Origin of the sequence: Brevundimonas sp. LPMIX5 (assembly GCF_003576505.1) — a bacterium.
GTDB lineage: Bacteria > Pseudomonadota > Alphaproteobacteria > Caulobacterales > Caulobacteraceae > Brevundimonas > Brevundimonas naejangsanensis.
Genome location: NZ_QWTZ01000006.1, coordinates 1 through 21,780, shown reverse-complemented (window position 1 = coordinate 21,780; position 21,780 = coordinate 1). Strand labels below are relative to the sequence as shown.

At 67.1% G+C, this 21,780-nt stretch carries 21 protein-coding genes, 4 tRNA genes and 1 pseudogene; 23 read left to right on the top strand and 3 right to left on the bottom strand.

Annotation, left to right across the window (positions count from 1 at the left end; translation table 11 throughout):
* Positions 1 to 7: 7 nt before the first annotated feature.
* The 14 genes and pseudogenes from murA to D1604_RS15910 all read left to right on the top strand — a co-directional run.
* On the top strand, positions 8 to 1,297 hold the full coding sequence (gene murA, locus D1604_RS07860) for a UDP-N-acetylglucosamine 1-carboxyvinyltransferase (RefSeq protein WP_119412851.1): 1,290 nt from the start codon (positions 8 to 10) through the stop codon (positions 1,295 to 1,297).
* The gene (locus D1604_RS07855; protein ID WP_119412850.1) at positions 1,287 to 1,772 is read left to right on the top strand and encodes a DUF2948 family protein; all 486 of its coding nucleotides are present in this window, start codon (positions 1,287 to 1,289) and stop codon (positions 1,770 to 1,772) included. The genes murA and D1604_RS07855 overlap by 11 nt, the downstream gene beginning before the upstream one ends.
* Positions 1,772 to 2,239: a UPF0262 family protein gene (locus D1604_RS07850; RefSeq protein ID WP_024353193.1), complete on the top strand. Its 468-nt coding sequence runs from the start codon at positions 1,772 to 1,774 to the stop codon at positions 2,237 to 2,239. Before D1604_RS07855 ends, D1604_RS07850 begins: the two co-directional genes overlap by 1 nt.
* Positions 2,240 to 2,346: 107 nt before the next feature.
* Positions 2,347 to 2,565, top strand: coding sequence for a translation initiation factor IF-1 (gene infA, locus D1604_RS07845; protein WP_003164348.1), 219 nt, complete (start codon positions 2,347 to 2,349; stop codon positions 2,563 to 2,565).
* An 8-nt stretch (positions 2,566 to 2,573) separates the two neighbouring features.
* On the top strand, positions 2,574 to 3,173 hold the full coding sequence (locus D1604_RS07840) for a Maf family protein (protein ID WP_119412849.1): 600 nt from the start codon (positions 2,574 to 2,576) through the stop codon (positions 3,171 to 3,173).
* Positions 3,173 to 4,183, top strand: a complete 1,011-nt coding sequence (locus D1604_RS07835; protein WP_119412848.1) for an RNA-binding protein — start codon at positions 3,173 to 3,175, stop codon at positions 4,181 to 4,183. Before D1604_RS07840 ends, D1604_RS07835 begins: the two co-directional genes overlap by 1 nt.
* Positions 4,184 to 4,186: 3 nt before the next feature.
* Positions 4,187 to 4,351 (top strand): DNA gyrase inhibitor YacG, encoded by a 165-nt coding sequence (locus D1604_RS07830; protein WP_119412847.1) that lies wholly within the window; start codon positions 4,187 to 4,189, stop codon positions 4,349 to 4,351.
* A 63-nt stretch (positions 4,352 to 4,414) separates the two neighbouring features.
* Positions 4,415 to 4,490: transfer RNA gene (locus D1604_RS07825), tRNA-Phe, on the top strand.
* 427 nt (positions 4,491 to 4,917) lie between these two features.
* A complete protein-coding gene (locus tag D1604_RS07820) occupies positions 4,918 to 5,823 on the top strand; it encodes a MotA/TolQ/ExbB proton channel family protein (protein WP_024353190.1) in 906 nt (301 codons plus the stop codon).
* Positions 5,824 to 5,828: 5 nt separating this feature from the next.
* Complete coding sequence (locus D1604_RS07815) at positions 5,829 to 6,260, top strand: ExbD/TolR family protein (protein ID WP_024353189.1); 432 nt, start codon at positions 5,829 to 5,831, stop codon at positions 6,258 to 6,260.
* Positions 6,261 to 6,277: 17 nt separating this feature from the next.
* Positions 6,278 to 6,991 (top strand): energy transducer TonB, encoded by a 714-nt coding sequence (locus D1604_RS07810; protein ID WP_024353188.1) that lies wholly within the window; start codon positions 6,278 to 6,280, stop codon positions 6,989 to 6,991.
* 244 nt (positions 6,992 to 7,235) lie between these two features.
* Positions 7,236 to 7,994, top strand: coding sequence for a M48 family metallopeptidase (locus tag D1604_RS07805; protein WP_119412846.1), 759 nt, complete (start codon positions 7,236 to 7,238; stop codon positions 7,992 to 7,994).
* Between the two features lie 92 nt (positions 7,995 to 8,086).
* A tRNA-His gene (locus D1604_RS07800) sits at positions 8,087 to 8,163 on the top strand.
* Between the two features lie 40 nt (positions 8,164 to 8,203).
* Positions 8,204 to 8,608, top strand: a pseudogene (locus D1604_RS15910) (methyltransferase domain-containing protein); the annotation flags it as partial.
* Between the two features lie 241 nt (positions 8,609 to 8,849).
* Here the strand turns inward: D1604_RS15910 and D1604_RS07790 are convergent.
* Complete coding sequence (locus D1604_RS07790; protein ID WP_119412844.1) at positions 8,850 to 10,709, bottom strand: patatin-like phospholipase family protein; 1,860 nt, start codon at positions 10,707 to 10,709, stop codon at positions 8,850 to 8,852.
* Positions 10,710 to 10,788: 79 nt separating this feature from the next.
* Here D1604_RS07790 and D1604_RS07785 point away from each other — a divergent pair, with 79 nt between their 5' ends.
* From D1604_RS07785 to metG, 6 genes are all read left to right on the top strand, one after another.
* Positions 10,789 to 12,381 (top strand): carboxyl transferase domain-containing protein, encoded by a 1,593-nt coding sequence (locus D1604_RS07785; protein WP_119412843.1) that lies wholly within the window; start codon positions 10,789 to 10,791, stop codon positions 12,379 to 12,381.
* Positions 12,382 to 12,440: 59 nt separating this feature from the next.
* The gene (locus tag D1604_RS07780; RefSeq protein ID WP_119412842.1) at positions 12,441 to 13,343 is read left to right on the top strand and encodes an enoyl-CoA hydratase-related protein; all 903 of its coding nucleotides are present in this window, start codon (positions 12,441 to 12,443) and stop codon (positions 13,341 to 13,343) included.
* A gap of 9 nt (positions 13,344 to 13,352) precedes the next feature.
* Entirely contained in the window at positions 13,353 to 15,371 is a 2,019-nt protein-coding gene (locus D1604_RS07775; protein ID WP_119412841.1) for an acetyl/propionyl/methylcrotonyl-CoA carboxylase subunit alpha, read from the top strand.
* Positions 15,372 to 15,491: 120 nt separating this feature from the next.
* On the top strand, positions 15,492 to 15,887 hold the full coding sequence (locus D1604_RS07770) for a DUF1489 family protein (protein WP_119412840.1): 396 nt from the start codon (positions 15,492 to 15,494) through the stop codon (positions 15,885 to 15,887).
* Positions 15,888 to 15,950: 63 nt separating this feature from the next.
* Complete coding sequence (locus D1604_RS07765; protein ID WP_035302782.1) at positions 15,951 to 17,294, top strand: MATE family efflux transporter; 1,344 nt, start codon at positions 15,951 to 15,953, stop codon at positions 17,292 to 17,294.
* Between the two features lie 216 nt (positions 17,295 to 17,510).
* Positions 17,511 to 19,220: a methionine--tRNA ligase gene (metG, locus tag D1604_RS07760; RefSeq protein WP_119412839.1), complete on the top strand. Its 1,710-nt coding sequence runs from the start codon at positions 17,511 to 17,513 to the stop codon at positions 19,218 to 19,220.
* Positions 19,221 to 19,284: 64 nt separating this feature from the next.
* Here the strand turns inward: metG and D1604_RS07755 are convergent, their stop codons facing one another.
* Positions 19,285 to 20,139: a TerC family protein gene (locus D1604_RS07755; protein WP_024353179.1), complete on the bottom strand. Its 855-nt coding sequence runs from the start codon at positions 20,137 to 20,139 to the stop codon at positions 19,285 to 19,287.
* An 80-nt stretch (positions 20,140 to 20,219) separates the two neighbouring features.
* Positions 20,220 to 21,098 carry a 23S rRNA (guanosine(2251)-2'-O)-methyltransferase RlmB gene (rlmB, locus tag D1604_RS07750; RefSeq protein ID WP_119412838.1) on the bottom strand — a complete coding sequence of 293 codons (879 nt, stop codon included), beginning with the start codon at positions 21,096 to 21,098 and terminating at the stop codon, positions 20,220 to 20,222.
* Positions 21,099 to 21,247: 149 nt separating this feature from the next.
* On the opposite strand from rlmB, the gene D1604_RS07745 reads away from it, so the two are divergent.
* The 3 genes from D1604_RS07745 to D1604_RS07735 all read left to right on the top strand — a co-directional run.
* Positions 21,248 to 21,331, top strand: a tRNA-Tyr gene (locus tag D1604_RS07745).
* Between the two features lie 96 nt (positions 21,332 to 21,427).
* A tRNA-Gly gene (locus D1604_RS07740) sits at positions 21,428 to 21,501 on the top strand.
* 60 nt (positions 21,502 to 21,561) lie between these two features.
* Positions 21,562 to 21,780 (top strand): GTP-binding protein (locus tag D1604_RS07735; RefSeq protein WP_233551951.1); only part of this gene is annotated, 219 nt, incomplete at its 3' end.

Here is a 21,780-nt window from a genome sequence, read left to right as displayed (position 1 = left end):
GACACTCATGGACAGCATCGTCATCCACGGCGGCCACCGCCTCAACGGCTCCATTCCGGTCAGCGGCGCCAAGAATTCGGCGATCAAGCTGATGGCGGCGTCGATTCTGACGGATCAGCCCCTGTTGCTGACGAATATGCCTCGCCTGGCCGATACGCGATTCCTGGGCCAGCTGCTGCGTCAGTTCGGCGTGGAAGTGACCGAGCAGGACGGCGCGGACGGGCAGGAGACCCTGTTTCATGCGCCGGAACTGACCTCCACCTTCGCTCCCTATGATCTGGTGCGTCAGATGCGGGCCTCGTTCAACGTGCTGGGACCGCTGCTGGCGCGCACGGGGAACGCCAAGGTCTCCCTGCCGGGCGGCTGCACCATCGGTGCGCGTCCGGTGGATCTGCACCTGCAGGCCCTGACCGCTATGGGCGCGGCGATCGAGCTGGAAGAGGGCTATGTCTCCGCCACCGCACCCAGAGGGTTGCGCGGGGCAGAGATCGAGTTTCCCTTCGTCTCCGTCGGCGCGACCGAACACGCTCTTCTGGCCGCCGTGCTGGCGGACGGGACAACGGTGCTGAAGCGGGCCGCGCGCGAGCCTGAGATCGGCGATCTGGCCCGCTGCCTGATCGCGATGGGGGCCAGGATCGAGGGGCTGGATACGGACGTGCTGACGATCACCGGCGTCTCGTCCCTGTCAGGCGCGACCTGGTCGGTGATTCCCGACCGGATCGAGATGGGCTCCTATGCGCTTGCTGCGGCGATGGCTGGGGGCGAGGTGCGCCTGACCAAGGGCCGCGCCGATCTGATCACCGCCCTGACCGACAGGATGATCGAGGCGGGGGTTGAGATCGAGCCCACGGACGACGGCCTGATCGTGCGCCGCGACCCGACGCAGCGGCTGAAGGCGGTCGACGCCACGACCGAGATCTATCCGGGCTTCGCCACCGACCTGCAGGCGCAGTTCATGGCCCTGATGACGACGGCCGAAGGCGAAAGCGTCATCCAGGAAAACATCTTCGAGAATCGCTTCATGCACGCACCGGAACTAGCGCGTCTGGGCGCGGACATTACCGTCCACGCCGGTCAGGCGGTGGTGCGGGGCGTCGAGGGGCTGAAGGGGGCGCCGGTCATGGCGACCGATCTTCGCGCCTCCATGTCTCTGGTCATCGCCGGTCTTGTGGCCGAAGGTGAGACGACGGTCGGCCGCGTCTATCATCTGGATCGCGGCTTCGAGCGCATGGAAGAGAAACTGGGCGCCTGCGGCGCCGATGTCCGACGCATCAAGGGGGAGGGCGATGACCACTGACGGCGAATCCATCCCTGATCCCGTGATCGACGGCGATGGCGAGGAGGCCGCGCCGATCGCGCCGCTGCGCCTGCTGGCCGAGGATGCGGACGACCTGCAGATCATTTCGGCTGCGCTTCAGGACGCCATCATGCGCCCGGTCGACATCCGCTGGGAAAAGGAGGCGCGGCGCCTGACGGTGGTCCTGTCGCGCTTCTGTTGGGAATGCGGGGGCACGCGCGTCATGGCGGCCATGCAGTTCGGCGACGTTCAGGCGGTCAAGAGCCGCCGTCTGCCGCGCCTGCCGGATCAGGCGCTGGAACTGCTGGCGATGGACTTTCATCCGACCGAGGCGCCGGGAGGCAAGGTGTTCATGATGTTCGCCGGCGGCGGAGACCTGCGAATCGACGTCGAATGCCTGGACGCGGTCCTGACCGATCTGTCCGAACGCTGGCCCGCCCGCGTGGCGCCGACTCATCTGGACGAGGCGGGCTGATGAGCGCGACGCACAAGCTGACGGCGATCGAGATCGACAACGCCTCCCTGCCTGCGGCCACGGCCGAGATCGAGCATGAGCGCCGCGTCGCCATCTTCGACCTGGTGGAGCAGAACAGTTTTGTCCCCGAAGGCGCCGAAGGCGGCCCCTATGGGCTGAAGCTGTCGTCACAGGACAATCGCCTGGCCTTCGACATCACCGGCCCGGATTTCAGCCGCACCCACGTCCTGTCCCTGACGCCGATGAAGACGGTGATCCGCGACTACGGCCTGATCTGCGAAAGCTATTACGAGGCCCTGCGCGGCTCTTCGCCCAGTCAGATCGAGTCGGTCGACATGGGGCGCCGGGGACTGCACAATGAAGGCGCCGCCCTGCTGAAAGCGCGTCTGGAAGGCAAGGTCGAGATGGACCAGGAGACCGCGCGGCGGCTCTTTACTTTGGTCTGCGCCCTCTACCGTCGGGGCTGAACTCGACTATCTAAGCGTTTTGGTGCATTAGGCGCCCTCACTTTTACGGCTCGCGCTCACGCCCGGCGCGAGCCTTATGCCGTATTCACAGGGGCGAGAGAGGCCGCATGGCTAAGGAAGAACTTCTGGAGTTCCCCGGCGTGGTCAGCGAATTGCTGCCGAACGCGACGTTCCGCGTGACGCTGGAAAACGATCACGAGATCATCGCCCACACTGCGGGCAAGATGCGCAAGAACCGCATCCGGGTGCTGGCCGGCGACAAGGTGCTGGTCGAAATGACGCCCTATGACCTGACCAAGGGTCGCATCACCTATCGCTTCAAGTAAGGACGCGCGTGTCGCGTCCTGACGCCCTGGCTCCGAGGCTGATCCTGGCCTCGTCGAGCCCGCGCCGTATCGAACTGCTGGCGCAGATCGGCATTGCGCCCGATCTGGTCGACCCTGCCGACATCGACGAAACGCCCGAGCGGGCCGAGACGCCCGCGCGTCTGGCCCAGCGGCTAGCCTGTTCCAAGGCCGCCGTCGTGGCCGAACGCCATCCCGACGACGTGGTCCTGGCCGCCGACACAGTGGTGGCTGTCGGGCGCCGTCTGCTGGAAAAGCCTTCTGACGAGGCCGAGGCGATCCGGTTCCTGAAGCTGCTGTCGGGACGCAATCATCGCGTCTTCACCGGCGTGGCCGTGATCCACGGCGGGCGGACGTCCTGGCGGGTGGTGGAAACCCGCGTCAGCTTCAAGCCGCTGTCGGACGGCGAGATCGCCGCCTATGTCGCCTCGGGCGAATGGCGCGGCAAGGCCGGGGGCTATGGCATCCAGGGCCGGGCGGCGGCCTTCATCACCCGAATTGTCGGCAGCCATCCCGCCGTCATGGGCCTGCCTCTGTATGAGGCGGCGAATCTTCTTCGCGGCGCCGGCTGGCGAGGCGAGGGGGCTTGATGTCCGATATCGAGGTCTTCCTGGACGCGGCTCCGGGCGAGACCCGAGGCGTGGCGTTCCGCGACGGCCGCGCCGAGACGCTGATCCTTCATAGAGACGACGACCGGCCCGAGCATCGCCTGGGCGCGCGCGTCGTGGGGCGGGTGGCGCGGCTGGCGCCGGGGCTGCACGGCGCCTTCGTCGACCTGGGCTGCGGCGAGCCGTTCGGCTTCCTGCCTCTGGGCAAGGCGGATCGCCCGGCCGAAGGCGCCAAACTGGAACTGGAAATCACCGCTGAGCCCCGCGAGCGCAAGGGGCCGGTGCTGCGCCGTCTGGCCGAGGCGAGCGGCGAGCCGCGCCTGCTGGCGCCGGGGCCGGATATTCAGGCGATTCTGAAGACCCTTTATCCTGACGCGCTCATTACGACCGGCGCCGTGGCCATTCGCGCCGCGACGGAGGCTCAGGAAGAGGCGCTGGCGGGCGGGGTTGTCGCGCCTGCGGTCGGGCTGGACCTGGCGATCCAGCGCACGCGCGCCCTGATCGCGGTCGACATTGATTACGCCCCTGTCGTCGGTCGTGATTCCCGCAAGGGGCGCGAGGCGGTGAATCGCGAGGGGCTTCGCCAGACCGCGCGCCTGCTGGGCCTGACAGGGTGGGGCGGTCTGGTGGCGGTCGATCTGGCGGGCGTGGGCCTGCATCCCGAAAGCACGTTGAACATGGCGCGTCAGACCTTCGCCGGGACGCAAGGCGTAGCGGTGGGGCCGCTCAGTCGGTTCGGGCTGCTGCAACTGTCCCTGCCGTGGGGGCGAACCCCGGCGGACGAGCGGCTGGCCGGGCCGGGCGCAGCCGAACGCGCCGCCCTGCATCGCCTGCGGTTGGCGTTGGCGACGGATCGGGCGACGCCGCGTCTGACGCTGCATTGCAGCCCGGCCTCTGAAACGATTCTGTCGCCGTGGGCGGCTGAACTGGGGCCGCGCGCCCATATCCGCCCCGACGCCGCGCCGGGCGACTTTCATATCAAGGAGGGCTGACGCATGGCCCAGTGCCCCATTTGCCGTCGCGCCGAGGCCGTCGCGGCCTATAAGCCGTTCTGCTCCAAGCGTTGCGCCGACATCGATCTGCAGCGCTGGTTCACCGGCGGCTACGCCATTCCGGCCGAAGAAGCGCACGATGATGAAAAAGATCGTGGAATTGAGTGAATTGGCGTCTGGACAGCCCGTCCGGGCTCGCCTATAGAGCCGCCTCTCGCGACGCAAAGCGACGCCTGGATAGCTCAGTTGGTAGAGCAGCGGATTGAAAATCCGCGTGTCGGTGGTTCGAATCCGCCTCCAGGCACCACTTTCCCCTCATTGATGAATATTCGCCTCGGTCCCGAAAAAGCCGAAAATTCATCACGGGCTTAAACTTTTCTTAACAATCGGTAGCACTGCAAGTTTGTTGCCGTTCTGTGTCCTGAGTGTGCATTTTTTGTGCGCGACGTGCCGAACAGCGTCCGGCCGGGGGTGAAAAGACATTTTCCGCCCTTGACGCTAAGATAGGGCTTCGCCAAAGGGACAGGACCGCATTCCTGCTTGCAGGCTGTGGGCGGCGAGATATTGTCTCTGTCGCCAGGTCCGCAGACGTTTCGGCGTTTGGAGGATTGCGGCGCCGACCGGCGGGGGAGAAATCCGGCGGGAGGAAAAGATTTCACTGTAAAGGCGCGGCCGACTGACGCGGTCGCCGTCTTGGGTTCCACGAGTCAGACCAAAGCAGGAACTGGCGAAACATGCTCGATAAGAAGACGAATATCCTCCTCGCTATGGCCGGCGCAGCCGTCCTGATGGCGAGCTCGCCGGTTCTGGCGCAGGACGCAGCCGCTCCGGCCGCTCCGGCCGCCGCTTCGGCTCCCGCCGCTGCCGACGCCGCCGCTCCGGCCGCCGACGCCGCCGCCCCGGCTGCTGATGCAGCCGCCACCGAAGAAGCCGCCGCTGAAGGTCACGGCGGTGCGGGCCTGACCCCGATCGCCATGTTCATGATGGCGCACCCGGTCGTTAAGGTCGTGATGGCAGGTCTGATCCTGGCGTCGATCTTCTCCTGGACGCTGCTGCTCATCAAACTGGTCGAGTTCAGCTCGCTGGGCAAAAAGACCAACCGCTTCCTGGAAGAGTACCGCGGTGCTCGCACCCTGGCTGACATCCGTCGCCTGGCCACCTCGGAAGAGTTCGACGGCAACCCGCTGGCCGACATGGCCGCCGCCGCCACCGGCGAAGTGGAACTGTCGCGTCAAGCCGGCCTGGACGTCGCTGGCGTTCACCGCGGCTCGACGATCGACCGCGCGAACAACGCCATCGGCGCCGTTCAAGGTGGTCTGGGCATCCGTCTGTCGGGCGGCCAGCAGTTCCTGGCGTCGGTCGGTTCGGGCGGTCCGTTCATCGGTCTGTTCGGCACCGTGTACGGCATCATGAACTCGTTCATCGGCATCGCCGAGTCGAACACGACCAACCTGGCCGTCGTTGCTCCGGGTATCGCTGAAGCCCTGCTGGCCACCGGTATCGGCCTGTTCGCGGCTATCCCGGCGGTTATCTTCTATAACTACTTCAACACCCGCATCGCTTCGTACGGCGCTCGCGCCGACGGGTTCAACGCTGAGCTCATCAACTCGATCTCGCGTCAACTCGACAAGGGAGCGTAAGCCGAATGGCCGCCAAACTTTCCGGTTCCGGCGGCGGCAAGTACACCGTCGAGGCGAACAGCGAAATCAATGTCACGCCTTTCGTGGACATTATGCTCGTTCTCCTCATCATCTTCATGGTGGCGGCTCCGCTCGCCACCGTGTCGGTGCCGGTGACGCTTCCTCGCGCCGTCGCTCCGCCGGCCCAGAATCCGCCCAAGCCTGTCTTCATCTCCATCCAGAATGGCGGTGAAGTGTGGATCGGCGACTTCCGGACCTCGGTGGGCTCGTTGGGCGATGATCTGAAGGTCCAGATCGGAACACGTGACCCTGAGCAGGAGCGGATCTTCATCCGTGCTGACCAGCAAACGCGTTACGGGGACTTCATGCAGGTCATGAACGCCTTGCAGGATAATGGTTTCTACAGTGTCGCCCTGGTTGGCGAAGATCAGTCGTAAGGGGGCGTGACGCAAGCATGACTGCTGAACATCGCGAGCATCGCGACCCTCTGCTCGACGCTCCGAGAAAGAAAAAACTTTCGACGGGCGCAATGGTCGGAATCGGCATCTCTATCGCCGTTCACGTTCTTGCGGGTCTTTACCTCTACAAGAGCAAGTTCGAACTCCAGGAGTTCAACTATGTAGACGAGGCTGTAGATGTGGAGCTGATGGCGCCGCCGCCACCGCCTCCGCCTCCGCCGCCTCCGCCTCCGCCGCCGGACACGCCTCCGCCGCCGAAGCTTCAGGTGCGCGAGCCGGTCGTCAACACCTCGGCGCCTCCGCCGCCGGTGACCTTGCCGATCGAGCCGACGAAGAAGGAAGACCGCGTCGAATACACGGGCCCGCCCGTGATCGTCCCAGGTCCTCCGCCTCCGCCGGCGCCGCCCGCGCCGCCGCGTCCTTCGGTGATCACCAACCCGCAGTGGGCTCGCCCGCCGCGTCCGACCGAACGGGACTTCCCGCAGCGCGCTCTTGATCGCGGCGTGGGTGGTTCGGCCACGGTCGAATGTACGGTGACCCCGAGCGGTCGTCCTGAAGACTGCCGTGTCGTCTCGGAAGAGCCGTCGGGCATGGGCTTCGGCGCCGCAGCGGTCCGCATCGTCCAGCGCGGGCAACTTTCGCCCCGCACGGTCGATGGCGCTGCAACGAACGCCAAGTTCGTGGTCCGGGTGCCGTTTAACCTGGACTAAGCGAGCGATCGCACTGAAACGAAAAGAAGCGCCTCGAGGTTTGGCCTCGGGGCGCTTTTTTCATGGCGCCAGCTGTTCAGGAACAGGGTTGCGCAACAGCGTCGGCGGCGAAGCGCGGCCTGGCGTCCTCTGGCGACGGATCGACCTGCCGCTTGCTGGATAGACGGCAGATTGCGCTCACCTGACATGGAGCCGAGCGGACAGGCTGTGCATTATGCAGAGCGAATTGCTGTCTGGAGGCCCCATGTCCCACAAACCCATCCTCGTCGCTCTGGCCGTTGGCGCGAGCGTTGTCGGCGCCGGCATCGGCGGCTGCGCCTATAATGAGGCGCTGGGCCGCAGCCAGTTCGTTCTGATGGACGACAGCGCGCTGATCCAGCAGTCCCAGGCTGCCTGGGCCGAGACCCTGCGGACGCAGAAGGTGTCGAACAACGCCGCCCAGAACGCGCGCGTTCGCCGCGTCGGCGATCGAATCGTCCAGGCGGCGAACCTGACCAATCGTCACTGGGACTATGCGGTGTTCGACGACGCCACGCCGAACGCCTTCGTCCTGCCTTCCGGCCATATGGGCGTGACGACGGGGCTGCTCGCCATCGCCAAGAACGACGACCAACTGGCGGCGGTGATCGGCCACGAGGTCGGCCACGTCGTCGCGCGCCATGCGGCCGAGCGGGCATCGACAACGCAGACGACGGGTCTGGTTCTGGGCGCCGTGCAGAGCCGGGCAGGGGATTATGGCCAGGCAGTGCAGGCTTTCGGCGGCCTGGGCGCCCAGTTGGGCGTGCTGCTGCCTTTCTCGCGCAGTCATGAACTGGAGGCGGATCGGCTGGGCGTCGATTACATGGCGGCGGCCGGTTACAAGCCGTCCGAGTCGCTGACGCTGTGGCGCGCGATGGCGGCTGGGCGGCAGTCGGGCACGCCGGAGTTCGCCTCGACCCACCCGTCGGATCAGACCCGGATCGCTCAGTTGCAGCAATATATCGCCAGCCGAGGTTGGAACTGACGGGGATAAAACATAAATTCTACGCGAGGGTGAAAAGGCCGCTTGCCCCCGACGGCGAGGCCCGCTAGAGAACCGCCCTCGCGCAGAGATGTGCAGCCTTAGCTCAGCTGGTTAGAGCGCCGGTTTGTGGAGCCGGAGGTCCTCAGTTCAATCCTGAGAGGCTGTACCATTCTCCTTCGAATCGCTTTCGCGATGCTCGAAGGAGAATAATGACGATGACGTCGCCGGCGTGGGACCCCCAGCAATACAATCGCTTCGAACGCCAGCGCGATCGCGCGGCCATCGACCTGCTGTCGCATCTGCCGGACGATCTGGACCCGCATGAGGTCTGGGACATCGGCTGCGGCACGGGACAGCATGCGGCGCTGCTGAAACGACGCTGGCCGGGCGCGCGGGTGCATGGGCTGGATTCCAGCGCGACGATGCTGGAACAGGCGCGCGGCCTGCCGGACGACGTGCGCTGGGTGCAGGGCGATCTGGAGCGCTGGGCGCCGGATGCGCCGGTCGATCTGATCCTGGCCAACGCTTCGCTGCAGTGGGCGCCGGATCATGCGGCCCTGTTCCGGCGGCTGACCGAGGCGCTGGCGCCGGGCGGCGTGCTGGCGGTGCAGATGCCGATGGCGTGGGAGACGCGCCACCATACGCTGATGCGTCAGACGGCGGCGGACGGACCGTGGCGCGAGCGGCTGAGCGGCGTGGACACCATTCAGCCTCTGCTGGCGGCGGAGGGCTATTACGATGCGGTGGCGGATCTGTGCGAAGAGGTCGACATCTGGTCGACCACCTATCTGCATGTGCTGGAAGGCGATGACGCCGTGCTGGAGTGGATGAAGGGGACGGCGCTGCGGCCCTATCTCACCGCGCTTTGCGAAGACCCAGCCAGCCGCGACGCCTTCCTGTTGCGCCTGAGCCAGGTGTTGGGCCAGGCGTTTCCAAAACGTCCTGAGGGAAGGACTCTTCTGCCATTTCCTCGACTGTTTCTTCTGGCGCGTCGGAGCGGCGGCGCCGGTGCAGGGTCTCGACCGGGCCGTTGAGGCTGTCCAGGGCGGCGCGCGCGGCCTCATAGCCGGCGGCGACGCCGGGCTCATAGGCCTTCCAGTCGCGGATATCGACGCCGTCTGAGGGCGGCAGGATCAGCAGGTCCGTCTCCGCGCGGGCCTGCATCCGCTCGGCCTCGCTCGACAGGGTGGCCGAGCGCATCAGGATGGAGACGATCGGCGGGCCGTGCTTCCATGCCCCCGACAGGATCCAACGCCACCAGGAGGGGGGATTCTCCAGCGCCGAAGCGTCCACGCCGCGTGACTGAGACACGTCGACGCCGACGACCGGGCCGCTGTTCAACCGGCGCATCACGTCGCTGGGGAAGTTGCGCAGAACGGCGCCGTCGACCAGCACCTGGCCGTTCATCACCACGGGCGGCATGACGCCGGGAATGGAGATGGAGGCGCGTAGGGCGTGGCGCAGCGTGCCCTCGCGGTGCACCTCCAGCCTGCCTGCGGTCAGATTGGTCGAGACGGCGAAGAACGGCAGCAGCATGTCCTCCATCTGCACGTCGCCGAAGGCCTCTTTCATCAGCGCCTTGACCTTGCGGGCGTGAGTCATGGCGATGATGGGCGGGGCGATGTCGGCCAGGGGGTCGGACAGGACGAAGGCCTGGCGGATGTGGTGCTCCAGTTCTTCGTCGGACCAGCCGAGAGCGGGACCGGCGCCGATGACCGCCCCCATTGAGGCGCCGCCGATGAAGTCGATGGGCGTGCCCGCCTCGCGCAGGGCCTTCAGCGCGCCGATGTGGGCATAGGCGCGCGCGCCGCCGCCGGACAGCACCACTCCGACGGAGGAGCCGGTGATCAGCCGGGCGATCCGCGCGGTGTCTTCGAACAGGCCCTCGACAGCGTGGAACCAGCGGCCGGGCTTCAGCACGTCCAGCCAGGCGCGGGTGTTGCTGGGACGCGGCATCCGGGGATCGCGCAGCAGGATCAGGTCGGTGCGTTGGCCCGCATCGTCCCACTCGTCGGCCACGGGCGGGGCGGGGGGCGGGGGGCAGTCGGCGGCGCCGACCAGGAACAGCCGATCGACCTGACGCGCGCACAGGGCGGCCCAGTTCGGCTCGTCCGCCTCGGCGACATAGAGGACATAGTCGTGGGCGTCCTCGACCCGCGAAAACCACTCGGCGGCGGATGACAGGGCCGAACTGTCGATGACGTGGCAGGTGGCGCCCTGAGCCTCGACTGCGCGGGCGACGCGCTCGACGAAGGCGCGGATCGGCTTGTCGCGGGCCGAGACGAAGCCGAAGACGTTGGGCTCGGTCCCGCCGCCGCGCTCACGCGCCCGGGTAAGCATGATCTGGCCCAGCTCCGACATCAGCAGGGGATCGTTGCGCGCGGCGTCGAAGAAGGCCTCGCGCGGCAGGGCCAGCACGTCGCTGTCGCGCAGGGCGACAACGTCCGACATGTGCGAGGTCCCCGCCAGCATGGCCAGTTCGCCGACCGGCTCGCCGGGCTTGATGACCGCGATCATCTGGGGGGTGCGGCCGTCGTCGCGACGGAAGACGCCCAGTCGCCCGGCGCGCAGCAGATAGAGGGTGTCGGCGCGGTCGCCGGCGGAAAACAGCCGCTCGCCCCGCGTCAGGGCGAACCAGCTGGCGCGGCTGTCCTGCGCGTCCTCGAAGGCGCGGGTCAGGGCGGCGGCGAGGGTGTCCGGTCGAAGCGGGGCCATGGGAAGGAGATATAGCCGATTTCGTCTTCGGTGAACCGAACGGCTTCCCCCCGGCGCGGAAGCCTCCTAAACCTTAGGCATGCCCAAGCTGATTTCCGCCGTCGATCGCAACAGTCCTGCTTTCAAAACGCTGGATGCGCACAATCGCGCCCTGCGGGACGTGCTTTATGAAAAGGTCGCCAAGGCAGCGCGGGGCGGGTCGGACGCTAGCCGCGAGCGCCATGTGGCGCGCGGCAAGCTGTTGCCGAGGGATCGGGTCGAGCGGTTGCTGGATCCGGGCTCGCCGTTTCTGGAGGTGGGCCAACTGGCCGCCGATGGGATGTATCGGGACGAAGCGCCGGGCGCCGGGATGATCTGCGGCGTCGGCCGGGTGTCGGGCCGCGAGGTCATGATCGTCGCCAACGACCCGACGGTGAAGGGCGGCGCCTACTTCCCGGTGACGGTGAAGAAGCACCTGCGGGCGCAGGAGATCGCCGAGCAGAACAACCTGCCGTGCGTCTATCTGGTCGATTCCGGCGGGGCCAACCTGCCGCACCAGGCCGAGGTCTTTCCTGATCGCGATCACTTCGGCCGCATCTTCTTCAACCAGGCGCGGATGAGCGCGCGCTCGATCCCGCAGATCGCCTGCGTCATGGGCAGTTGCACCGCGGGCGGCGCCTATGTGCCGGCCATGTCGGACGAGACGGTGATCGTCCGCAATCAGGGCACCATCTTCCTGGCCGGGCCGCCGCTGGTGAAGGCCGCGACCGGCGAGGTCATCTCGGCCGAGGAACTGGGCGGGGCCGAGACCCACGGCCGCAGGTCCGGCGTGGTCGATCATGTGGCCGAGAACGACGAGCACGCGCTGGAGATCGTGCGCTCCATCGTCGCCAATCTGAACACTGCCAAGCCCCAGCCGCTGGACGTGCGCGAGCCGCGCGCTCCGGCCTACGACCCGGCTGAGCTGTACGGCATCATCCCCGAGGATGTCCGGGCCCCCTATGACGTGCGCGAGGTCATCGCCCGCATCGTCGATGGCTCGGAGATGGACGAGTTCAAGGCATTGTACGGCACGTCGCTGGTGTGCGGCTTCGCCCGCATCTGGGGGATGCCCGTCGCCATCCTGGCCAACAACGGCGTGCTGTTCTCCGAGAGCGCCCAGAAGGGCGCGCACTTCATCGAACTGGCCTGCAAGCGCAAGATTCCGCTGCTGTTCCTGCAGAATATCAGCGGCTTCATGGTCGGCGGCAAATACGAGGCCGAGGGCATCGCCAAGCACGGCGCCAAGCTGGTGACGGCCGTCGCCAGCGCCGAGGTGCCCAAGTTCACCGTCCTGATCGGCGGCAGCTTCGGGGCGGGCAACTACGGCATGTGCGGCCGCGCCTATTCCCCGCGCTTCCTGTTCACCTGGCCCAACAGCCGCATCAGCGTGATGGGCGGCGAGCAGGCGGCCAGCGTCCTGGCCACCGTCCACCGCGACGCAGAGACCTGGACGCCGGAAGAGGCCGAGGCCTTCAAGGCGCCGATCCGTCAGAAGTACGAGGACGAGGGCAACCCCTATTACGCCACCGCCCGCCTCTGGGACGACGGCGTCATCGACCCGGCCCAGACCCGCGATGTGCTGGGCCTGGCCATCAGCGCCAGCCTGAACGCACCCATCCCCGAGACGACCTTCGGCGTGTTCCGGATGTAACCGGCGAAAGCCTGCACCAAAGCCGTACTGCCGCGTTTCACTTCGGCAAGGAGCCGACCATGACCGACCAGAAACCGACCGAAGACGACCTGAACGCTCTGGACATCACCGACGCCGAGGCGGCGGAGATGAACGCCATCGCCCATCCCTTCGTCGCCGATCCGGCGCCGGATGCGAACGACGATCTGGTGCAGATCGACGCCACGGCCGACGGCGTGGTCTTCGTCACCATCAACCGGCCGCAGAAGAAGAACGCCTTCGACGCCGCCACCATCGCCGCCCTGTATGAGGCGTTTGAGACCCTGCAAGGCGCGGACCGGGTGCGGGTGGTCTTCATCCGCGGCGCGGGCGGGACGTTCAGCGCGGGCGCCGACCTGAACTGGATGCGCGACGCGGCCGACTGGTCCGAAAGCGACAACCGCGACGACGCCATGGGCCTGGCGAAGATGCTGAAGGCCCTGCACGACGTGCCGGCGCTGACGGTGGCTCTGGTCGAAGGCGCGGCCATGGGCGGCGGGGCGGGCATCGTCGCCGCCTGCGACATGGCCGTGGCGGTCGAGGGGACGCGCTTCGCCTTCTCCGAGGTCAAGCTGGGCCTGATCCCGGCGACCATCGCCCCCTATGTCATCGAGGCGGTCGGCGCGCGCCGCGCGCGCCAGCTGTTCCTGACGGCCAACATCTTCGACGCCGATTACGCCGCTCATGCGGGGCTGATCGACATGGTCCTGCCCGAAGGCTCGGTGGACGAGTTCATCTCCATGCTGACGGACAGCCTGTCGGGCAATGCGCCGGGCGCCATGGGCGACGCCAAGCGGCTGGTCAACGATGTCGCAGGCGAGGATATCGATCATCGCCTGCTGGAAGAAACCGCCAAGCGCATCGCCCGCGCCCGCGTCTCGGCCGAGGGGCAGGAAGGCGTGCGCGCCTTCCTCGACAAACGCGCGCCGAGCTGGGCGCAATAAGGTAGCCGAATGTTCAAGTCCGTCCTGGTCGCCAATCGCGGCGAGATCGCCTGCCGTGTCTTCCGCACCGCCCGCCGCATGGGCCTGCGCACCATCGCCGTCTATTCCGAGGCGGACGCTGACGCCCTGCACGTGCGCGAGGCGGACGAGGCGGTGCTGATCGGCCCGGCGGCGGCGCGCGAATCCTATCTGGATGCGGCCAGGGTGCTGGCGGCGGCCAAGGCGACGGGGGCGGAGGCCATCCACCCCGGCTACGGCTTCCTGTCCGAGAACGCCGACTTCGCCGAGGCCGTGGCGGCGGCGGGCATCGTCTGGATCGGCCCCAAGCCGTCCTCGATCCGCGCCATGGGGCTGAAGGACGCGGCCAAGACGCTGATGATCGAGGCGGGGGTGCCCGTCACCCCCGGCTATCAGGGCGAGGACCAGTCGCTGGAGACTCTGACGGCCGAGGCGAACCGCATCGGCTTTCCGGTCCTGATCAAGGCGGTCGCGGGCGGCGGCGGCAAGGGGATGCGCAAGGTCGACCGCGCCGAGGACTTTGCTGAAAACCTGGCCTCGGCCCAGCGCGAGGGGCAGTCGTCCTTCGGCGATCCGCGCGTGCTGATCGAGAGCTACATCACCCGTCCGCGCCACATCGAGGTGCAGGTCTTCGGCGACAGCCACGGCAATGTCGTCCACCTGCATGAGCGCGATTGCTCGCTGCAGCGCCGCCACCAGAAGGTGATCGAGGAAGCCCCGGCGCCCGGCATGGATCAGGCCACGCGCGACGCCGTCACCGCGGCCGCCGTGCGCGCCGCCAAGGCCGTGGACTATCAGGGCGCGGGGACCATCGAGTTCATCGCCGACGCCTCCGACGGGCTGAAGGCCGACCGCATCTGGTTCATGGAGATGAATACGCGGCTGCAGGTCGAGCACCCGGTGACCGAGGCCATCACCGGCGTCGATCTGGTCGAATGGCAACTGCGCGTCGCGGCGGGCGAGCCGATCCCGCTGGCGCAGGCCGACATCCCGATGAAGGGCTGGGCCATGGAGGCCCGCCTCTACGCCGAAGACCCGGCCAACGGCTTCCTACCGTCCATCGGGCGGCTGGATCACTTCGTCATGCCCTCCCAGGACTTTGGCGACATCCGCGTCGACACCGGCGTGATGCAGGGCGGCGAGGTCAGCCAGTTCTACGACCCGATGATCGCCAAACTGATCGTCCACGAAGACAGCCGCGAAGCCGCCGCCGCCCGCCTGGCCGACGCCTGCCGCGAGGTAGAAGTCTGGCCGGTGAAGACCAACGCAGGCTTCATGGCGCGCTGTCTGGACCATCTGCGCTTCGTCGAGGGTGACGTGGACACCGGCTTCATCGCAGCGGAGGAGAGCGCGCTGATGGCGGCGTCCGCTTCGGAAGCAGTCTTAGCAGGAGCCGCTGCTCTGCTCGACGGTCTTGCCCGCGATGACGACCGGGCGTTCTGGGGAAGTGGGCCTTTCGACCCGTGGACGCCGACCCCGGACGGCATATTCGGGTTCCGCGCCAATAGCTCGCCTGGGGCTAAGGTGCGGGTCTATTCGGCGGATGCGGCATCGGACTTCGTATTTTCGTCTAGGCCGGATTGGAATTGGAACGTGAGCGCGGGCGCTACCTCGTTGGTCACTGACGTGCAATGGGGGGGGCGTGGCAAGGGAGCCTCCGTGATGTTCGACGGTCGGCCTGCCGCCTCGATCCTATCGGTTGAAGATGACGTCGTCGTTTTCCGCGCCGGGGAAGTTTCGCGGGTGTCGCTGTGCCGACCGACAACGGCCACAGTAGGCGCCGCCTCGGACGGCGGCCTGCGCGCGCCCATGCCGGGCAAGATCGTCGCGGCGCCCGCCAAGGCCGGCGACGCCGTGATCAAGGGGCAGCCGGTCGTGGTGCTGGAGGCCATGAAGATGGAGCACGCCCTGACCGCGCCCTTCGACGGCGTGGTGGCCGAGTTCAACGTCGCTGTGGGCGATCAGGTCACGGACGGCGCGGTTCTGGCTGTGGTGAAGGCGGCGGACTAAACCCCCGCTCATCCCGGCGGACGCCGAGAGTTGGCCCGAGCAAGTTTGTCGAGCTTCGCGTGCGGGGCTCTTACTGGGTCCCGGCGTCCGCCGGGATGAACGGAGTAGAGGCGGCGTTTCATGCCCCTGCACATGATCAAGCTCTGCGTCGGCGTGTCCGAGGTCGAGACGCTGGAGGCCAACGCCGCCCGGTCCGACTGGCGCATCGTCCACACCCGCATGACGCCCAAGCGCGCCGCCGAGATCGAGGACGGCGGCTCCCTTTATTGGGTGATGAAGGGCGTGGTGACTTGCCGTCAGCGCATTCTGGACATCACGACCGTGGGCGAGGGCAAGGCCAGCCGGTGCGAGATCAAGCTGGACAGCCAGGTCATCCGCACCGCGCCGCTGGCCCGGCGGCCGTTTCAGGGCTGGCGCTATTTCGACAAGGACGTGCCGCCGGACCTGTCTATAGCCGAGCCGACGGACCTGCCGCTCGAACTGGCGCGGGAGTTGCGCGAACTGGGCGCCTGGTAGGCGCCCGAAACACACGGAAAATCGATTGACGCGCGCATGGGCGCGTGGCTGTTGCGGCCTCCGATGACCCACGCCCTGTTCAGCTTCAAGACCCGCGCCACCCTGTCCGAGCTGCTGAAGCTGGCCTGGCCGGTCGTCATGGCGCGTCTGGGCATCATGACGATGGGGCTGACGGACGCCATCGTCGTCGGCCACTACGCCAGCCGCGAGCTGGCCTTCCACTCCCTGGCATGGGCGCCGTCCTCGGTCGTGCTGACCACGGCGGTCGGGCTGATGATGGGGGTGCAGGTCATGACCGCCCGCCTGCTGGGCGAGGGCAGGGGCGATGAAGTCGGCGCCGTCCTGAGGCGCGGGATGACCTATTCGCTGCAGATCGGTCTGGTATCGATGATCGGCCTGCTGCTGCTGGGGCCGTTCGGACTGGTTCACATGGGGCTGGAGGACGGTCTGGGCGAGGGCGCGACGCCCGCCCTGATGGTCTTCGCCCTGTCGATGCCCGCCTATCTGATTTCGGTCTGCGCCCAGTTCTTTCTTGAGGGCCTGCACAGGCCCAAGGCGGGCATGGTCGCCATGTGGGTGGCCAATGCGGTCAACCTGGCGCTGAATCTGCTGCTGGTGCCGGACCTGCTGGGCATCGGCCTGCATGGCGCGGTGGCCTCGGCCTGGGCGACGTTCGGCGCGCGCACGGCGCTGGCGATCTTTCTGGTCGTCTTCATCCTGCGCCTGCCCGAGGCGCGGGCCTGGGGCGTGTTCAAGAAGCCCAAACGCGACAAGGCGGTCGAGAGCCAGCAGATGAAGGTCGGGCTGGGCGCGGGGGCGTCGAACTTCATCGAGGTCGGCGCATTCGCCGCCATGACCCTGTTCGCCGGTCAGCTGGGCGCCGCCCAGACCGCCAGCTGGGCGGTCGTGATCAACATCTCGGCCATCGTCTTCATGGTGCCGATGGGGCTTTCGTCCGCGACGGCGGTGCTGGTCGGTCGCAGCTATGGCGCGGCGGACAAGGCGGGCGTGATGCGCGGCGGTCTGGCCGGCATCGGCGTGGTGACGGTGCTGGCCTTCATCATCGCCCTGATCATCTGGCCGTCGGCGCGGCTGATCGTCGGCGCCTATACGACCGACCCGGCGATCCTCGCCATTGCGGCTCCGGCGCTGGTGCTGGCGACGCTGTTCTTCGTCGCCGACGCCATGCAGGTGGTCGCAGCACAGGCCAACCGTGCGGCGGGCGACGTGGTGTGGCCGACGCTGATGCACCTGTTGTCCTATGGCCTGATCATGATCCCGCTGGGCTGGTTCCTGGCGCACCGGATCGGGGTGGACGGACTGGTCTGGTCGGTGATCGTCGCCAGCCTGATCTCGGGCGCGCTGCTGACCGGGCGCTTCGTGCGCATCGCGCGGCGGCTGACGTAGATTTCTCCCTCCCCTTCATGGGGAGGGTGGTCGCAAAGCGACCGGGTGGGGAGAGCCAGGTGACGGAACGCGCGCTTGGTTTGCCTTGCCGCCCCCACCCGGCCTCGCCCTTCAGGCTCAGCCACCCTCCCCATGAAGGGGAGGGAGAAGGCTAAAGGTGACGGCGCCCATTTCGCCCTCTATATCCGACGCCTCCCTGTCAGACGTTGGAACATCATGGCCCGCATCCTCATCACCTCGGCGCTGCCCTACATCAACGGCATCAAGCACCTTGGGAATCTGGCCGGGTCGATGCTGCCCGCCGATGTGTGGGCGCGTTTCATGCGGGCGAGGGGGCATGATGTCCTCTATGTCTGCGCCACCGATGAACACGGCACCCCGGCCGAACTGGCCGCCGCCGCCGCCGGTCAGGATGTGCGCGCCTATTGCGACGAGCAGCACGAGGTGCAGCGCCGCGCGGGCGAGGCCTTCAGCCTGTCGTTCGACGTGTTCGGCCGCAGCTCCAACGCGCCGAACACCCGCCTGACCCAGCATTTCGCCAAGGTGCTGGAGGAGCGCGGCCTGATCGAGGAGCGCGTCGACCGGATGATCTATTCGATCGACGACGCCCGCTTCCTGCCCGACCGTTACGTCGAAGGCACCTGTCCGCACTGCGCCTATGAGAAGGCGCGCGGGGACCAGTGCGACAACTGCGGCCGCCTGCTGGATCCGACCGATCTGATCAATCCCTATTCGGCGGTGTCGGGCAGTCGCAATCTGGAGGTCCGCGACACGCGGCACCTCTATCTGCTGCAGACCAAGGTGGCCGACGATGTGCGCGCCTGGGTCGACGCCCGCTCGCCCCAGTGGCAGCCGCTGGCTCGCTCCATCGCCTATAAGCATCTGGATGAAGGCCTGATCGACCGGGGCATCACCCGCGACCTGAAATGGGGCGTGCCGGTCGTCGGGCCCGACGGCGGTCCGCGTCCGGGCATGGAGGGCAAGGTCTTTTACGTCTGGTTCGACGCCCCCATCGAGTACATCGGCGCGACCGAGGAATGGGCCGACAAGACCGGCGGGGACTGGCGCTCGTGGTGGCGTCTGGATGAGGGCGCCGAGGACGTGCGCTACGTCCAGTTCATGGGCAAGGACAATGTCGCCTTCCACACCGTCAGCTTCCCCTCGACCATCCTCGGCTCAGGCGAGCCGTGGAAGACAGTGGACCAGCTGAAGGCCTTCAACTGGCTGAACTGGTACGGCGGCAAGTTCTCGACCAGCATGGGTCGGGGCGTCTTCATGGATCAGGCGCTGGAGCTGCTGCCTGCCGATTACTGGCGCTGGCATCTGACGGCCTATGGGCCGGAACATTCCGACGCGGCCTTCACCTGGGAGCAGTTCCAGTCGACGACGAACAAGGACCTGGCCGACGTGCTGGGCAACTTCGTCAACCGCATCGTCAAGTTCACCGAGTCCAAGTTCGACGGCGTCCTGCCAGCCGAAGGCGAGGCCGGGCCGCTGGAGATCAAGCTGGCCGCCGACATCAAGGCCGGGCTGGACGAACTGACCGCCGAGTTCGAGGCCATGGAGTTCCGCAAGGCGGCTCAGGCCGCGCGCGCCCTGTGGGCCCTGGGCAATGAGTATCTGCAGGTCGCCGCGCCGTGGACGGCGCTGAAGACCGACCGTGAGCGCGCCGCCGTCGGCGTCCGCACCGGCCTGAACCTGGTCGCCCTGTTCGCCCGGATCACCGCCCCCTTCATGCCCGAGGCGGCGGCCCGCATCGCCGCGACCGTGGGCTCGACCGACCTGTCCTGGCCGGACGCGCAGGTCGATCTGCTGAACGCCCTGCCGACGGGGCAGGCCGTAGCCTCTGCCCAGGTGCTGTTCGCCAAGATCGAGGACGCTCAGGTCGCCGAATGGACCGAACGCTTCGGCGGCGCTGAGGGGTAAGGGCCTTAACGACCAAGGCATGCAATAAAGAAAAGGCCCGGAGCGATCCGGGCCTTTTTTTGTTTCAGGGCGCAGGCGGCGCGGGCTCGACCGTCTGCGGCGGCGGGGCGCCCCGCTCTCGACCGCCGGGCAGGGCGTGGGGCGTATGTGAGTTTGCGCCCTTGCCGCCCTGACGCAGATGTTTGGCTTCTTCCTCCGCGCCGATCGCCAGGAAGGCCGGGGCCGAGGCGTTGAACTGTTCCGTATGGCCGGTGCGCACGATCACCGAACGGCCGCCGTCCCAGATCATGTGCAGCGCGACGTACAGCACGATCGCCAGGCCGACATAGGCGATCCAGCGATAACGGTTCAACAACTTGGCGATGAAGGTGGCCGCCAGACCCATCAGGGCGATCGACAGGATCAGGCCGAACACCATGATCCACGGGTGATCATGGCTGGCGCCCGCCACGGCCAGCACATTGTCCAGCGACATGGTCAGGTCAGCGATCATGATCTGGATCAGGGCGGCGCCGAAGGTCTTGCGCTTCAGGCCCATTTCCTCGGGCGAGGGGCCGCCGCCGTGTTCGATGGCCATCGCGCGTTCGATCTCGGCCTCGGCTTCGGCCTGATCGTGGGTGGCCTGTTCGCGCAGCTCGCGCCACATCTTCCAGCAGACCCACAGCAGCAGGAAGCCGCCCGCCAGCAACAGGCCGACGATAGCCAACAGCTGGACGGTGATCAGCGCCAGACCGATGCGCATGACGACGGCGGCGGCCAGGCCTACCAGGATGGCCTTGCGGCGCTGTTCCTGCGGCAGGGCGGCGGCGGCCAGGCCGACGGCGACAGCGTTGTCGCCGGCCAGCACCAGGTCGATCATCAGAACCTTGCCGAGGGCGGAGGCCTGACTGATCAGTTCGGGATTGGAGAGGAAGTCCATGCCGCACTCATAAAGCCCGAGGGGACCCGCGCCAAGACGCCGCAGGGGCGAAGTGGCGCGGGGGCGTTAGCTAGCGGGCCCTAGCTTGCGCGCCCCTGAGCCCGCGCGGCTTCATAAAGAGCGATGGCCGCGGCGTTGGAGACGTTCAGGCTCTCGAAACCGCCGGGCATGGGGATGCGGGCCATCGCTTCGCAGTGCTCGGCCACCAGGCGGCGCACGCCGTCGCCTTCCGAGCCCATGACGATGACGGTCGGACGGGGATCCAGCGCCTGTTCCAGCGTCAGGTCCGAGCCGCCGTCCATGCCGATGGCGCGCCAGCCGTGGTCGGCCAGTTTTTCCAACGCGCGGCTGAGATTCGTCACGCGGGCGCAGGGCAGGCGCTCGGTCGCGCCGGCCGAGGCCTTGGCCAGGGCGCCGGCGAGGGCGGGGGAGTGGCGATCCTGCACGACGATGCCGCGCGCGCCGAAGGCCAGGGCCGAGCGGAAGATGGCGCCGACATTCTGGGGGTCGGTCAGTTGATCCAGCATGACGATGACGCCCTCAGCCGGTTCGGCCAGGTCTTCCAGATCGACGCCTTCCAGCGGCTGGACCTTGAAGGCCATGCCCTGATGAACGGCCCCGGCGGGCAGCATCCGGCCAAGGGCCACCGAATCGACCACTTCGATTCGGTGGCCGTTCGCCAGATTCTCGCGCTGAATCTCTTCGGCGCGGTCTTCTGTGACCATCAGACGGCCCATTCCGCGCCTCGCCGGATTCGCCAAAGCGGCCAGAACCGGGTGGCGTCCCCAAAGAAAATTATCGGCGTCCGGGCGCGATCGGGCGGGTCTGCGCTCGTTTTCGCCGGGGCTGCGTCCTTGCGGCGCGGGGGTTTGAGCCCGATTTGGGCGTGTTTCGTCCCTCTTGTGGAAAGATTGTTTTTTACCGGTTTTCCGGTCGTTGCGTTCTCGAAATGACGACACTATAAGACGGCCTCCGATTTGGGCCCCAGGGCTTTCGGTTCAGGCGCTTCCTCTACTGCAGGCGTCGCCCGACAGCGAAGGCTTTCGTCGCGAAATGATCGAAAGATTGTTTCCGGCGTTTCCAGACCGGCATTGACATAAGGCGCGCTGGGGGAATGTCCCGAGCGGCAAAGGGGGCGGACTGTAAATCCGCTGCGTAAGCTTCGCAGGTTCGAGTCCTGCTTCCCCCACCACGCGCCTTCAATGCCCGCCGGGCCGGGAGTCCAGAAAGGAATCGGGTGCGGAAACGTCGCTCTTCAAACGAAGGGCGGTGCAGCCGCATTCTTCGCGCGGGTATAGCACAATGGTAGTGCAGCAGCCTTCCAAGCTGAATATGCGGGTTCGATTCCCGCTACCCGCTCCAGGTTTTATGAACTGAGCACAGCGCCCCTCCGTTCCGGACCCGGGCCACAGGAGTTTGGCCATGGCCAAGGAAAAGTTCGAACGCACCAAGCCGCACGTGAACATCGGCACGATCGGCCACGTTGACCACGGCAAGACGACGCTGACGGCGGCGATCTCGATGACGCTGGCGAAGGCCGGCGGCAGCAAGGCGATGAACTACGCCGACATCGACAACGCGCCGGAAGAAAAAGCGCGCGGCATCACGATCAACACGTCGCACGTGGAATATGAGACGGCC

Coding starts and splice junctions, on each gene's coding strand:
- murA (WP_119412851.1), top strand. CDS start 8: ATGGACAGCATCGTCATCCACGGCGGCCACCGCCTCAACGGCTCCATT.
- D1604_RS07855 (WP_119412850.1), top strand. CDS start 1,287: ATGACCACTGACGGCGAATCCATCCCTGATCCCGTGATCGACGGCGAT.
- D1604_RS07850 (WP_024353193.1), top strand. CDS start 1,772: ATGAGCGCGACGCACAAGCTGACGGCGATCGAGATCGACAACGCCTCC.
- infA (WP_003164348.1), top strand. CDS start 2,347: ATGGCTAAGGAAGAACTTCTGGAGTTCCCCGGCGTGGTCAGCGAATTG.
- D1604_RS07835 (WP_119412848.1), top strand. CDS start 3,173: ATGTCCGATATCGAGGTCTTCCTGGACGCGGCTCCGGGCGAGACCCGA.
- D1604_RS07830 (WP_119412847.1), top strand. CDS start 4,187: ATGGCCCAGTGCCCCATTTGCCGTCGCGCCGAGGCCGTCGCGGCCTAT.
- D1604_RS07820 (WP_024353190.1), top strand. CDS start 4,918: ATGCTCGATAAGAAGACGAATATCCTCCTCGCTATGGCCGGCGCAGCC.
- D1604_RS07815 (WP_024353189.1), top strand. CDS start 5,829: ATGGCCGCCAAACTTTCCGGTTCCGGCGGCGGCAAGTACACCGTCGAG.
- D1604_RS07810 (WP_024353188.1), top strand. CDS start 6,278: ATGACTGCTGAACATCGCGAGCATCGCGACCCTCTGCTCGACGCTCCG.
- D1604_RS07805 (WP_119412846.1), top strand. CDS start 7,236: ATGTCCCACAAACCCATCCTCGTCGCTCTGGCCGTTGGCGCGAGCGTT.
- D1604_RS07790 (WP_119412844.1), bottom strand. CDS start 10,709: ATGGCCCCGCTTCGACCGGACACCCTCGCCGCCGCCCTGACCCGCGCC.
- D1604_RS07785 (WP_119412843.1), top strand. CDS start 10,789: ATGCCCAAGCTGATTTCCGCCGTCGATCGCAACAGTCCTGCTTTCAAA.
- D1604_RS07780 (WP_119412842.1), top strand. CDS start 12,441: ATGACCGACCAGAAACCGACCGAAGACGACCTGAACGCTCTGGACATC.
- D1604_RS07775 (WP_119412841.1), top strand. CDS start 13,353: ATGTTCAAGTCCGTCCTGGTCGCCAATCGCGGCGAGATCGCCTGCCGT.
- D1604_RS07770 (WP_119412840.1), top strand. CDS start 15,492: ATGCCCCTGCACATGATCAAGCTCTGCGTCGGCGTGTCCGAGGTCGAG.
- D1604_RS07765 (WP_035302782.1), top strand. CDS start 15,951: ATGACCCACGCCCTGTTCAGCTTCAAGACCCGCGCCACCCTGTCCGAG.
- metG (WP_119412839.1), top strand. CDS start 17,511: ATGGCCCGCATCCTCATCACCTCGGCGCTGCCCTACATCAACGGCATC.
- D1604_RS07755 (WP_024353179.1), bottom strand. CDS start 20,139: ATGGACTTCCTCTCCAATCCCGAACTGATCAGTCAGGCCTCCGCCCTC.